This window comes from Vibrio sp. 10N.261.52.C2 (genome assembly GCF_041471425.1).
Lineage (GTDB): Bacteria > Pseudomonadota > Gammaproteobacteria > Enterobacterales > Vibrionaceae > Vibrio > Vibrio crassostreae_C.
Map to the genome: position 1 here is coordinate 63,354 of NZ_JBFROH010000019.1, position 13,386 is coordinate 76,739.

Sequence of the window (13,386 nt, forward strand, 5' to 3'; positions counted from 1 at the left end):
AGCCGGATTGTTTAATGAGAAGAAGCATCATGCAGCTCAACTTCTGATTCATTGACGACCATTTTCCAGCCAGCAGATTCAAGTGTGTTCTCATCAAAATTAGCCGGTTGACTTGCTACGCCACCCAGGTAAATCCAGATTTCAGGAGAAACGCTGTTCGCGTTTAAAATAAAGGAATCAGCAAAGCCATGATCGCTTTTTGCAGCATATTCACTTGATGTAGCTTGTTCACTTGGTGTAGAAAAGTAGTAGCCACGCTCGTCCAATAACCAAGTATGAGAACCTTTGCGCTTCCAACTCTGGTCTTCAACAAATGGCGCGACCCATTCATCTTGAAGTGACGCAACACTTGGCCATTCGCCGTCAGAGTCCATATGCAGGTCGCGAATCTCTTCATGAGCCAAGCGAAGCTCTGATAACATCGCCAAGTTTTCTTGCTCGACATCGGTCACTAAGATTTGATGATCAAGTACCGCTTTGATATGCGATTCTGCTTGACGAAATGGGATAGCAACCGTGGCAAAGCTCAGGATGAACACAATGATCAGCCCTACCCATTTGCCTTCTCTGCCGCCCGTGTCAGCACGTACACCTTGAATCATCATTTCTCGCTGATCTCAACAACGTCTACTTCAACAGGAAACTCGTGGCCAGAATCAAACACAAGGTAGAACTCAGTGTCAGGGTTTGGAAACTCAACGATCGAGCGTTTATCCGTCATCTCTTTTGCAATCAAGTTGTCTTCGTAGTCGTACATCTCAACCGCGTAATCAATCGCTTTACTACCGTCTGAATAGCCCGCTTCGCAAGCCACAGTTTTGCCTTCAAACCAGCAGCTCATCAATGGAAAGTGTGCTTGCGCAGGTAATGCAGCGAAACCAAGTCCCAGAGCCAAGCATGGAGTGATTATCGATTTTAGTTTTGTTTTTATTGTCATGGTTCGTACCCTAGCCACAGTGCAAATTCTCAGAAGTAAACTGAGCGTAAAGGGCTCAAATGAGCCCTTAAGTTTTTTTGATTCTTAATCAGGGATCTAGCCCCGATATCACAGACTATTGAAGCAGCGCTTCGAACGTTAGGTGAACGTTCGCGCTTGCTTTGTCTGCCAGTGGGTTGTCAATCAACTCACCTTTGTAGTTCGCTTTCATTACGTAACGACCTGCTACGTCTGGAGTAAACGTGATTTCACCGTTCTCATCACTCACCACATCAATCTGCTCTTGGTGGTTGCGGTAAAGCGTACCTTCACGAGTAATCTCCGCTTTCACGTCTTTCTGGATTTCACCGTTGTAGAAGAACTGGAATGTCACAGGTTCGCCTTCAACGATATCTGAAGGGTGTGTCACAGGCTTCATTTCTAGAAGCTTGCCTTCAATTTTGAACACTGAATCCGTTGGCTTACCTACCGTGATGTAGCTTTCTGCACGAGTGAAGCTGATCTGCGTTACCACGTCACGTGATTTTTCAGGTAGAACTGAGTCACGCTCAGCTTTGTTTGCTTTAATCCACTTCACCGTGTCACGGCGACCCGCTTTGTATTGCGTGTAGTAAGACGGCTGGTTGTTGATCGCCACTTTGTGTGTACCTTCTTCTTCAAAATAGAAGTCGAAGATTGAACGACGCTTGCCACGAATAACGAAGTTAGGACGCTCGCTGCGGCCATCTGGCATGATGACATGAGCATTTTCGCTGCCAGCAGGCTTATCAAAAACAAACGTACCGTGAGACGCAGTAACATCGAACGTTAGCCAATCACCACCTTCTTTAGATACAGTAAAGTGAGATGGCAAAATCCAACGTGGGTGAGCTTGTGCCGTTGTCGTTGCTGCTAGGCCGAATGCCATCACACCCGCTAGAGCAAGTGCTTTGATTTTTGTCTGTTTCATCATGTTCAATTCCATTATTCATAATTGTTAGCCGTGTCGCTCTATCTGAGCCTACGATGACCACTGTCTATTCTGTTCAGCTTGGTTTTAGTTCGTACTTACTAGTTACTGTTCGCACTTACTAGTTACTGTTCGCACTTACTATTTAGCGATGTAGTTCAGGGTGATTTCACCCGTCTCTTCCGTTGCTTTTAATTCGTAAGATATGTTTGAATCTGCGAGTGATACTTTTTGGCGAAGGTAATTACGGCCACCGTGTTCACGAACCACTTCGATATGAACCGTGTACTCGCCTTGTTCTAACGTTTCACCGCTGTCGCTCTTACCATCCCACACGAAACGGTACTGGCCAGCAGGACGTGTTGCAGACGTCACAGCATCAACCAGTTCACGATCGTAACGGCCAACCTTTCTCCACCAGCTGCGCAGATCCTTAAGCCATTCGTCTTTACCGACCCAAAGCTCGATGGTTTTCACTGACTTTCGTTCGCTATTCTCTACCCACACCGCCACATAAGGACGTGCATACATAGAGGTATCAATCTTTGGAAGCTCAAAGCTGACATCCAGTTTTGCCGTATCAGGAATCGCTTGTGCCATACCTAGGCTTGGCAAAAGAGATAAAGCAAGAAGCGCCTTGCTCCAGTTCATTTTTTTCATTTTTAACAACCTTTTAAATCCGTTTAACCTTAAGTTCGCTCTTCAATCCGATTCATCAATCGAATCAAGCGTTAAGGCACGGCGACAAAATAGATAACCAATGAGATTGCAGACCCAAACACCGTCCATTTGATGGAAGTATTAAGCGTCCTTTTCTTAGGTAACAGTAAGCACACGCCAGTAAGCACAAAGAAGATCATCAGTAGCGCAGTGATATCGATAAACCATTTCCATACTTCACCGCTGTTACGACCTTTATGTAGATCGTTCAACAATGCGATAACGCCGTAATTCGTGGTTTCGACTTCTACAAATTCAGACGTAACGTCAACAAACACGGAAGCGTTGTAGCCCGGTCCTTTGAAGTCCATAGACACTTCACCGATGAGCAACTCACCGTCTTCGATCTCTGCGTAGATGTCCAAACCTGAAGGAACGCCGGAGAGGTTAGCTTCTTCAAACAGAAATGTCTCAAAGGCCGTTTCGTCGGCTTTTAATCGCCCGTCTTGGATTGAAAATAAACTTGTAGGAAGCGTTAACGTAGACCGCTGGATATTGGGTTGGGTTGATTCAAATAACTCAGGTCGATTAAGGGTGATACCTGTCACTGAGAAGAAAAGAACAACGAACAGAAGCGCCATTGAAATATAAACATGAAGTCGACGAGCCCATGATTGAACCGCCCTACTTTTTAACGACATACAAACCAATACCTATAAATTTTATGGCGTCAATTTAGTTGATAATCATTCGTATTGGCATTCAATTTACATTGTTTACGTTTGCCGAGCGGCGTAAGGAAATTTACATAACATTACATGGGAAGTAATCGTACTGTATGCATATTCTTGCTAACTTGTACTAAAGGGAATGGATAGCTTGTATTTGAGGTCATCGATAGTAAGGTCAAACCTCAAAAAATCTCAATATCAACATGCTTGATTGAGGTTGGTTTAAGGTAGCAGTTGTGGCTTTAAGGATAGAAAGTTGGGACTATTTAAGCTTCGTGACTATTAATCTTCGGAGCTATTTGATCTTTGGAACATTTTGAAGATCTTACACAAACGGTGGACTCTTCGGTTGATGCGGTTTGTTAAATACAGACGAATAACCGATTTAACGATAGCTAATTAGGCTTAAAGGGATTTTGAAATGCGTATTATTGTTTTGGCTTTTACAGCGCTCGTAACAGCGTGCAGTAGCCAAATGAGCAACACAGAAGAGCACGTCCAAGAGTACATCGGTTCAGACATAACCGATGTACAAGAGCAGTATCTAACCGAACGCTCACGCCCTATTAGCTTTTGGGCATCTCGAAACTATGCTTGGGTTGAGACGAAGAAACCACTAGACAATGGTTACACTTTACATGCCTTTAAGAACCCTTATCGTGACTGCACCATTAACTGGGTCGCTAACACCAGTGGCGCAATTCAAAGTGCAACGCTTAGTGGGACGATGTGCGAGCCTTAATCAATCCAATCCAATCCAATCCAAGATAAGGCTAGATGAGCTTAAGTCGCTAGAATTAAAAAGGGTGTCATTTGAACGATCAAATGACACCCTTTTGCTTTTCTTGGTTCTTATGTGCTGTTCTTATCTTCTGTTTGCGATGAGCGGTTAGACGTTTCCGTTATCACTTACCGTTCTAAGCTGAGTCAGGTATTTAATCCAACCTTTGGCCTCAGAAGATGGCTCAATGTTGTTCGCACGCTTAGCTTGAGCAAGGGCGTTATCAAGATTCTTTAACTTGTACCATGAACGCACTTTCGCTAACGCAACATCGGCTTGTTTGTTTTTGTCTTTCACTTTATCTAAAACAACCAGAGCTCGGTCGTAGTAACCTTGCTGAACCAATAGCTGAGCCACATTCCAATGATACTGAGTGTCTTTTTTAGACGCTAACGTCCACACTTCAATCGCGTTGTCCCACTCTTTCGCTAGCTGCCAGTAGGTTGCTTGCTCTGCGAGAAGTTGAACGTCGCTGTTCGCATCATCTAGCTTACTAATTTCTTGTGCTGCGCGCTCTGGAATTCCACGTTTCGCGTAAAGCTGCGCTAACAAACGGCGATCTGAGTTCTTCAGCTCAACACCTTGTAGATCGGCCAGTGCTAACGTGTTCAATGCATCACGATTACGTTCTAATCTTAACTGAATACCCACAAGTTGACGCCACCAGTTGTCTTTTTCTGGTTGAAGTTCAATCAGGCTTTCCAGTGTCGGAATAGACTGTTTCCACTGCTTTAGCTGAAGCTGTGCGCCCAGTTTTAGCGATAGAGGTGATAACTCTGGTTTTGAATTGAACTTGTCGTGATTACCGATAGCCACTAGCACTTTCGACCAGTTTTCAATTTGGTATTCAGCTTGTGCAATTCGCATCCAAAGTGTGTCTTTCTTTTCCTTTTCAGGCGCTGTTTTCACTAACTCGTAGTAGTGCGGTAGCGCGTTTTTGAACTGCTGATCGTTCAACAATAAATCAGCCAGCATGCGCTTCGTTATCCAAGCTTGCTCATCGACTAGCAAATTCGTATCGACGGCATAAGTTAGCTGCTTAATCGCCGCGTCAGTTTTGCCATCTTGCCAGTAAAATACACCCAACATACGAGCTACGTATGCTTTGTCGTAACCTTTAGAAAGCTCCAAGCCTGCAAGTACATCAATAGCCTGTTTAACCTGTTCATCTTGAGCAAGCTTATGCGCCTTTTGAACACGAATGGCAGTATATTGAGATAGCTCTTGTGCTTGAGTTGTAAGGGGCATTAACAGCAAGCCCACTAATATCCATATCTGTTTCATCATTTTGCCAACTTAAACTCTAGTTTCACGGTTTGACCAACCTGAGCTATCGCTTTTCCATCGACGACTTTTGGTTGATATTTCCATTTTTTAAGTGCTCTCATCGCTTCACGTTCAAACATACGACGTGGGTTTGCGTCAGTGACTTGAATGTCAATTGGGCGTCCCGTTTCATCGATGGTAAAAGACATAATGACATGGCCTTCAGCGCCACGCTTTAGCGCTTTAGCTGGGTAACGAGGTTCTACTCGATACAGAGGCATTGCCTGTTGGTTTGACCCAAAATCAGAAAATGTCGGAGCGTTAATCGCTAGGCCGTCAATCGATGTATTCAAATCCAAAGAAGGCAGTGAAGACATCGAATTCAGAGGCGTAACTTCAGCTTGTGACTGAGACGTTTGCGCTTCCGGTGGCGGCTCTGGCATTTCTGGTTTTTCAGGGATTGCACGTTGTCTTCTTTGGACTTCTTGTTCTTGTTCCACCATGACCATGTTGAAACTTAACGTTTCACTGTTATCTGGTGAACGTTGGTGGCCATTATCGACCATCCAAGCCATAAAGGAAAACAGAGCTAAGCCCAATGCACCCGCTAGCGGTAAAGCAAGAAATAGGCGAATCATTTATGAAGATCCTCCAAGATCATCGCTTTTCAGCAGCAAGCGCGATGTTTTTAACACCCGCACCTTTAGCGGCGTCCATCACTTTAACAACCGTACCGTTGTAAGCGTGTTCATCCGCTTGAATAACCAAAGAAGCATCAGGTTGTTCTAGCAACAGGTGTTCTAACGTTGCTTGAACACGTTCAACATCAACAACACGTTTATCGATGAAGATGTCATTCGCAGATGTAATCGCAACAAAGATGCCCGCATCCTTTTGGCTTACCACGTTAGACGCTTGTGGGCGATTGACTTCAACCCCTGATTCACGAACAAATGAACTGGTCACAATAAAGAAAATAAGCATGATAAATACAATATCAAGCATCGAAGTAAGGTCTATTTGAGCCTCTTCGTTTTTTGAATGACGTCGACCGAGTCTCATCGTTGACTCCTTAAAGATTTTTCTAATTTCAATTCTAAGCGGTTACACACTTTCGCTAAACGAGCGTGAACAAACATGCCCGCTAATGCAGCAACCATACCGGCCATAGTTGGCAGCGTTGCCAACGAGATACCTGAAGCCATCAATTTAGGGTCACTGCTTCCTTGAGTCGCCATGACATCAAAAACAGAGATCATACCGGTAACGGTACCTAACAAACCCAACATCGGACAAATAGCGACTAACAGCTTAATAAAGTTCAAGTTTTGGTTAAGTAAGATACTCGCTTGCCCCAACCAACCTTCACGAATGGCTTTGGCATGCCAAGAAGAGTGATCTTCTCTTTCATGCCACTTAGTAATCCAAGCTTGGCGCTGCTTTGGAAAGTAGAACGCAAGATAAAGCACACGTTCGACTACAAGCACCCAATATACTAGGACGACAGCCGCTAGCCACCACAGGACGAAACCGCCCTGCTCCATAAAGCTTGATAAAGACAGCAGCCAGTCACTCGTTAACCAACTCGCTGGTAATAGAGAACCCGACAAAATATCCATTACGCAGCAGTCCCAACTGGTGAAACCACAGCTTTTGATTCAACCGTTTTTTCTGCCTGTTCAGCAACAAGGCCAATACCTTGTTTCTCAAGAATGTTGCGAATGTTTTCAGCCTGAGTGCTAAGAATGTTGTGTGCTAATAGCAGAGGCATTGCTGCAACAAGACCAAGTACGGTTGTTACTAGCGCCATAGAAATACCACCCGCCATCACTTTAGGGTCGCCATTACCAAACTGTGTGATCACTTGGAATGTTTCGATCATGCCAGTTACAGTACCTAGAAGACCTAACATTGGCGCAAGTGCCGCTAGAAGTTTTAGCATCGATAAACCTTTCTCTAGGTGAGTTTGTTCATCCACTACCGCTTCTAAAAGTCGTAGTTCTAGTGCTTCAACGGTTTGGTTTTGCTCTTTGTTGTAAACCGCAAGAACACGACCTAGAGGGTTATCACCCGCTTGCTCTGGGTTCTTAAGTTGAGCGCGAATTTTCTGGCGAGCGATAGCCAAAGAAATACCACGAACTAATGCGATGATTAAGCCAATTGCAAGCAAGCCAAGAATCACTTTACCAACTACACCACCCGCTTGAAGGCGATCAGTTAGGCTTGGTGTTAGCGCTAGTTGCTCTAGCATGAACCCACGAGAAGGATCGACAACCACGTTAGACACATCGCCATTCGCTAATGTAGATAGCGATGCTAAAGTTGGACCATTCGATGGCTGTTTCAGATACGCAATCGCATCTTCACGCTGTGTGTTCCAGCTAACATAGCCTTGGTCTGTTACTAGGCCGATTGAACCTAAACGATAAGCGTCGACAGTTTGTGTGTTGCCTTCACCATTGATGAATGCAATTTGAGATTTGCTCAGCTCAGAGCTCGCTTGGATCTGCTCTACCATACTCATCCACAAGCCAGAAAGCTGTGGCATTGATGGTAGTGATTTCGCATCGATAATTTGATCAACAGTTGCCGTGTGTTCAGCGCGATCAACACTGTTCACGGTTGAGCTAAGCTCTGCGCCGAGTTCTTTTGCGTTTTGACGAACGACACCGAACAGCTCACCTAAGCTACCGGTTTCTAAACGCAGCTTCTCTTCTAAGCGAGCAAGCTTGTTTTCGTTATCACTGAAGGTTTGAGTCAGAACATCTGTCGCACCTTGGATAGACGTACGTTTCGCTTCAAGCTGAGCTTTGATCGCTTTCAGTTCTTGTTCTGTCTTTTTGAAATCAGCTTCACGCACTACGTTGTGAGAAGCTTGAGTTCGACTCTCTGATTTTGCTTTATTAACTAGCTGAGCCGTCGTGTCTGATGCAGAGAAAGCAGAAAATGAAATAGACGTAATGCAAAGCAATGCTGCTAATGGCTTTAAGTTCATTACTTAACCTCCGCAACAGTTAAAGAAACAGGTAAAGTAATTAGGCTTGGCGCCGCTTGTTGGCTTGCAATGTCGTAAGCTTTATCTAGCTCAGATTTCATTGAAGAATCTAGCTCTTGCCACTGATTTTGTGTTTGATTCCAAGACCAGTATTGGCTGCCATTTAAGTTACGAGCCACCAAAGAGATACGACCTAAGTGCAACACGTCTGCTTCAATCGTTCTGTCGCTGCTCAATGCAACACGGCCTTGGTAAGCACCGAGCTTGATGCCGTAGTCCATCTCGATTTGGTAAGCTTCTAAGATACGACGATATTTCTCAGCATCACTCACATCAGCACGAGTCATCATTGCTTGCAGCTTTTCAACTCTTTCTAGACGTTGCTCTTTCCTGATTGGCACATCTTGTTCAACTAACTGCTGAAGGCCATCAATCATCTGGTACATCAAAGGCACAACACCTTGACGTGTGTATTTGATCTCGTCGATCTGCCCTTCAATGCTCTGAGCTTCTTGATTCTGGCTCTCAACCAATGCAGCAAGGTGATCGTGATAGATTTCTAGATTTTTCACTTCTTCTTGCAGACGCTCAATCTCAGCTTGCAGCATTAAAGTCGCTTGTGAGCTTTTATCAATAACCTTTTGGCTCGAAGCCGACGCGTTATTGGTCTTGTTTTGAATTGATTGAGCTTGATCCAAGCTGTTTGCCATAGAAGACGTTGCAACCAAACTGATGGCAAGCGCTAGGCTAGTTTTTAAAAGATTCATAATTGTAGTCATTTACTATAGAAGAAGGTCAAATACATTTTATTGATAAATACTATTATTGATAAGCACTCTCATTATCATTAAAAGTCACTCTCATTACTAGGGATATTTTTACTGAATAGCAGAATCACGAAAGGGGAAAGCCGAAACTTTCCCCTTAGTATTTAGGCTAACAATAGTACCCTACTAACAAATTAGTATTTTACCTGTAAAGTCGCCATGTAGTTACGGCCTTCGCCGATTACTACGTCTTCAGCAAATTGGTGGTTTGAAGATGTTGAACCGCCACCCGCTAGGTATTCTTTATCAAATACGTTCTCGACTGTTAGACGCGCTACGAAATCAAGAGAATCGTCGTACTTAAGCGTGTATGCAGCACCCATATCTACACGTGCGTAGCCGTCTTTCTTGAATGTGTTCGCGCTATCGCCGTAACGAGAACCTTCGTAGATAAGACCCAGGTTCACATCAACTTCGTTTGTTGCTGCATAGGTAGACCAAACGCTTGCTGCAAACTCAGGTACGTCTACTGGACGGTTACCTTCATATGTTTCATGGTTCGTGATTTCAGCATCTAAGTACATTGCAGAACCAGACATTGAGAAGCGCTCTGAAATAAAGCCTTGTGCGGCTAGCTCAGCACCACGGTGAACTTGTTCGCCACCTTGTGTCTTCGTCCAATCGCCTGATGAAGTGTCTTCTACATCCATTGAAATGTTTTCTTGGGTAATATCGAATACCGCACCAGAAACGAATAGACGTTCGTCCATCAGTTCCCACTTAGTACCGACTTCGTAAGACACGCCCGTTGCTGCGTCAAGAAGTTCGCCATCGTTGGTGTAGTTGCGGCTTCCGCTCGACACAACACCTTGTGGTTCGAAACTTTCAGAGTAAGAAGCGTAGATACTACCGTTTGATGCTGGGTGGTAAATCAGGCCAAGTTTAGGCGCTACATTTTCTTCTGCTACGCCATCACTTACTTTCCGGTCGAAACGAGCACCCGCAAGAACTTGCCATTCATCATTAATAGTAATCAAATCTTGGATGTAGAAGCCCCAAGTATCGTAAGTACTCATCTTACCTAGCGATGTTGGACCCACTGACGGCGCTGGTACTGTTGCATCTGGTACGTATTCAGCGCTGCTGAAGCGATCCATACCACGGTAATAGCTGTAGCCTAACCAGTTAGCACCGAATAATAGTTGGTGCTCTGTGCCCGCAAGATCAGCGGTTGTTGTTAGATCAACGTAAGCCGTTCTGAAACGCCATTTATCATGACGGTAGTTACCGCCTTGAGTCACGGTGCCCGTACCATCAGGATTCATATTTGAAAAGCTTGGGTAGCTTTCCATATCAATACGTTCGAAATCTTGGTAGTTGAAACCTGTTTTTAATGACCATGTATCAGTCAGGTTAGCAGCAATATCAAAACCAACGTTCTCAACATCATTCTCGATCTGTGACCACTGTGCATCCCAGATGTGCTTGTCGCTACCTACTCGGTTGCCGTCTAGCGTGTATAAAGCGCCAGAATCTACGCTACCTTCGTCGTTAGTTTTGTCGTAATGAACAGAAACTGTCACGTCTTCAGTTACATCGTAATCAACGAATACACCACCAACAAAACGTTCTGTTTGTGGTTCAGTTCCGTCACCATAAGTTCTCCAAGAGCCGTAGCTTTCTTTAGATAGAATCGCGCGACCACGTAGAGTTTCAGCGTCGTTCAAAGCGCCACTTACGTCTACCGTTGTACGAGAATGGTCATTAGAACCAATATCTTGGCTAACACTTACTTGCGTATCGTAAGTTGGCTTTTTGCTTACCATGTTGATCAAACCACCTGGTGCAGAAATACCGTAAAGAAGACCAGAAGGTCCTTTTAGTACTTCAACACGCTCTAGCAGTTCGATTGGTTGACGGTAGTGAGACCAATGTTGCTGGCCATTTTTAAGGAAGCCCGAAGAGCTTTCTACCGAGAAACCACGTAGAGAGAAACGTTCACGGTTACGGCTTGTACCGCCAGCACTTACACTCGCGTCATTCTTAAGCACGTCACCAAGCGTTGTTGCACGCTGTTCATCGATGATTTGCTCATCGATTACTAAAACTTGTCCCGGAGTCTCTAATTGAGTCGCCTCCATGCGCATTGCTGTTGTGTTCGTGTCGGCTTTATAACCGTAGTCACGACCTTCAACAACCATATGCTCGTCTGTTTTTACTGTTTCTGCCAATACTGCTGGTGAAGCTAATACTGCGCCGATCACTAAAGCCAATGGGCTCTTTGAAAACATGTCCTTTACTCCGCTTTTATTCTTTTAGACGAACACTTTGTTATTTATTCGATGTGTTCGCTGAACCGTTGCCGGTACCACTGAATTATTTCGGGAGTGAATATAAGTGATAACTATTACCATTTGCATTAAATTTACATTCTTTGCATTCGTAAAGTTTTGTAAAGGCCTGTCGGTGAGTCATATTTGAGGAGTTCAACAAAACCATTCAATACAAATAGTTAAGGCTCATGGACGTAAATCGACTGGTTATCTTCACCGAATTTTTTGAAACAACGGTATTTGTTCAGTCAATTGAAGACGTGAAGATTGATAAGAAAATCATCTCTTCTTATTTACTACCTTTGAAACGACAAATTTATGTATAAAACCCTCGATAGATGTAAATTAATAGTGAATTATTTTGTTTTTATTTGTTTAATTTACACAATTATCAGTGATTTTGATCACATCTATAATTCCAAACTCATTTTTTGTTTTTCGAATTGATTATCCGACTGCTAATCTCCTGCTCACTTTGAAAAGGTATCAAAGTTATAAATAATAAGGAGTGTTCTAAATGAATACCAAGAAACCTATGTCTCTGACTGGTCGAGTAATCCTCGGTATGGTCGTAGGTATATTAACGGGATTCGCCATTCAATCCCTTTTTGCAGACAACGGATTTGTTAACAACTACATCGTTAACGGACTCTTTGAAGTGGGCGGACAAATCTTTGTCGCCAGTTTAAAAATGCTTGTTGTGCCTCTAGTCTTCGTTTCACTAGTGTGCGGTACAAGTTCTCTTAAAGACTTATCAACTCTTGGCCGTATGGGTGGCAAAACGCTTGCACTTTATATCGGTACTACTGCCGTTGCCATCACTCTAGCATTAACTATCGGTAACCTGTTCCAACCTGGAGCTGGTGCGGATCTTACTGCTGCGAGCTCTTTCAAATCAGCGGATGCCCCTTCTCTGGGCCAAGTAATCATCGACATGTTCCCAACCAACCCTATTCAGGCGATGGCTGAGGGCAAAACGTTACAAGTTATCGTATTTGCAGTGTTGTTTGGTATCGCAATCAGTGCAGCGGGCAAACCCGGTGAACGTATCGCTGCAGTTTTCTCTGATCTAAACGAAGTGATCATGAAGCTAGTTGCGCTACTAATGAACCTTGCTCCTTACGGCGTATTCTTCTTGATGGCGAAACTGTTCTCTGGCCTTGGCTTAGGTGCAATTTGGAACCTAGCAGAATACTTCTTAGTGCTTGCTGGTACCCTGCTGTTGCATGGCTTGGTGACTTACAGTGCGATGCTTAAAGGATTCACAGGTCTTAGTCCGATTACGTTCCTACGTAAGATGGAAGATGCAATCATGTTTGCATTCTCAACAGCATCTTCGAACGCAACAATTCCAGTAACTATGGAAACGGCTAAGAACCGTATGGGCGTAGACAACAAAGTCGCTTCTTTCACAGTACCACTAGGTGCAACTGTGAACATGGACGGCACTGCAATCATGCAAGGTGTTGCGACGGCGTTTATCGCGCAAGCGTACAACATCGACCTTTCAATGGGTGATTACCTAATGGTTATCCTAACGGCGACACTGGCGTCTGTTGGTACTGCAGGTGTCCCTGGTGTTGGTCTTGTTATGCTAGCGATGGTATTGAACCAAGTTGGCCTGCCGCTTGAAGGTATTGCTCTAATCATGGGTGTTGACCGCCTTCTTGATATGATTCGTACCGCTGTAAACATCACAGGTGATAGTGCCGTATCTATCATCGTTGCTAAGTCTGAAGGCGCTCTAGACGAGTCTCGCTTCAACGACCCAGCAGCAGGTGAGAAAGAAGAAGAAGTTAAGCTAGCTCGCCAACAGGCATAGTCTCGCTTATCTTATGCTCTTGTCTTCAAGCTCAGGCGTAATTAATGGCTACGCCTAGCCCATACCAAAGCGCATAAAGAAAAACGCCACTGCAGATGCAGTGGCGTTTTTATTGGGTATCGCTTAAGTCAGTACTACTGAGTTG

14 protein-coding genes are annotated in these 13,386 nt (G+C 44.3%); 2 read left to right on the forward strand and 12 right to left on the reverse strand.

Features of this window, described 5'->3' with window-relative positions:
• Window positions 1-11 precede the first annotated feature (11 nt).
• The 5 genes from AB4307_RS08135 to AB4307_RS08155 all read right to left on the reverse strand — a co-directional run bounded on the left by AB4307_RS08135 (window position 12) and on the right by AB4307_RS08155 (window position 3,247).
• Window positions 12-605 (reverse strand): DUF6162 family protein, encoded by a 594-nt coding sequence (locus AB4307_RS08135; RefSeq protein WP_372131581.1) that lies wholly within the window; start codon window positions 603-605, stop codon window positions 12-14.
• Window positions 602-937, reverse strand: coding sequence for a hypothetical protein (locus AB4307_RS08140; RefSeq protein ID WP_017079279.1), 336 nt, complete (start codon window positions 935-937; stop codon window positions 602-604). Before AB4307_RS08140 ends, AB4307_RS08135 begins: the two co-directional genes overlap by 4 nt.
• 115 nt (window positions 938-1,052) lie before the next feature.
• Window positions 1,053-1,889 carry a DUF4198 domain-containing protein gene (locus tag AB4307_RS08145; RefSeq protein WP_017062544.1) on the reverse strand — a complete coding sequence of 279 codons (837 nt, stop codon included), beginning with the start codon at window positions 1,887-1,889 and terminating at the stop codon, window positions 1,053-1,055.
• 138 nt (window positions 1,890-2,027) lie between these two features.
• Window positions 2,028-2,546 (reverse strand): DUF2271 domain-containing protein, encoded by a 519-nt coding sequence (locus AB4307_RS08150; RefSeq protein ID WP_017062545.1) that lies wholly within the window; start codon window positions 2,544-2,546, stop codon window positions 2,028-2,030.
• 71 nt (window positions 2,547-2,617) lie between these two features.
• Window positions 2,618-3,247, reverse strand: a complete 630-nt coding sequence (locus tag AB4307_RS08155) for a PepSY-associated TM helix domain-containing protein (RefSeq protein WP_102394362.1) — start codon at window positions 3,245-3,247, stop codon at window positions 2,618-2,620.
• A 451-nt stretch (window positions 3,248-3,698) separates the two neighbouring features.
• Between AB4307_RS08155 and AB4307_RS08160 the strand changes: the two genes are divergently transcribed.
• Entirely contained in the window at window positions 3,699-4,019 is a 321-nt protein-coding gene (locus AB4307_RS08160; protein WP_050646236.1) for a hypothetical protein, read from the forward strand.
• Window positions 4,020-4,166: 147 nt separating this feature from the next.
• On the opposite strand, the gene AB4307_RS08165 is transcribed toward AB4307_RS08160, so the two are convergent.
• The 7 genes from AB4307_RS08165 to AB4307_RS08195 form a co-directional block, all read right to left on the reverse strand.
• The gene (locus tag AB4307_RS08165) at window positions 4,167-5,345 is read right to left on the reverse strand and encodes a tetratricopeptide repeat protein (protein WP_268671898.1); all 1,179 of its coding nucleotides are present in this window, start codon (window positions 5,343-5,345) and stop codon (window positions 4,167-4,169) included.
• A complete protein-coding gene (locus AB4307_RS08170) occupies window positions 5,342-5,962 on the reverse strand; it encodes an energy transducer TonB (RefSeq protein ID WP_372131584.1) in 621 nt (206 codons plus the stop codon). The genes AB4307_RS08165 and AB4307_RS08170 overlap by 4 nt, the downstream gene beginning before the upstream one ends.
• Window positions 5,963-5,981: 19 nt before the next feature.
• Window positions 5,982-6,386 carry an ExbD/TolR family protein gene (locus AB4307_RS08175; RefSeq protein WP_004731145.1) on the reverse strand — a complete coding sequence of 135 codons (405 nt, stop codon included), beginning with the start codon at window positions 6,384-6,386 and terminating at the stop codon, window positions 5,982-5,984.
• Window positions 6,383-6,943 carry a MotA/TolQ/ExbB proton channel family protein gene (locus tag AB4307_RS08180; protein ID WP_004731144.1) on the reverse strand — a complete coding sequence of 187 codons (561 nt, stop codon included), beginning with the start codon at window positions 6,941-6,943 and terminating at the stop codon, window positions 6,383-6,385. Before AB4307_RS08180 ends, AB4307_RS08175 begins: the two co-directional genes overlap by 4 nt.
• Complete coding sequence (locus tag AB4307_RS08185) at window positions 6,943-8,319, reverse strand: MotA/TolQ/ExbB proton channel family protein (protein ID WP_050646234.1); 1,377 nt, start codon at window positions 8,317-8,319, stop codon at window positions 6,943-6,945. Before AB4307_RS08185 ends, AB4307_RS08180 begins: the two co-directional genes overlap by 1 nt.
• Window positions 8,319-9,086 (reverse strand): DUF3450 domain-containing protein, encoded by a 768-nt coding sequence (locus tag AB4307_RS08190; RefSeq protein ID WP_050622345.1) that lies wholly within the window; start codon window positions 9,084-9,086, stop codon window positions 8,319-8,321. The genes AB4307_RS08185 and AB4307_RS08190 overlap by 1 nt, the downstream gene beginning before the upstream one ends.
• A 194-nt stretch (window positions 9,087-9,280) precedes the next feature.
• The gene (locus tag AB4307_RS08195) at window positions 9,281-11,377 is read right to left on the reverse strand and encodes a TonB-dependent siderophore receptor (protein WP_372072934.1); all 2,097 of its coding nucleotides are present in this window, start codon (window positions 11,375-11,377) and stop codon (window positions 9,281-9,283) included.
• A gap of 559 nt (window positions 11,378-11,936) precedes the next feature.
• Here AB4307_RS08195 and AB4307_RS08200 point away from each other — a divergent pair.
• On the forward strand, window positions 11,937-13,241 hold the full coding sequence (locus AB4307_RS08200; RefSeq protein WP_017062553.1) for a dicarboxylate/amino acid:cation symporter: 1,305 nt from the start codon (window positions 11,937-11,939) through the stop codon (window positions 13,239-13,241).
• Window positions 13,242-13,386: the final 145 nt, after the last annotated feature.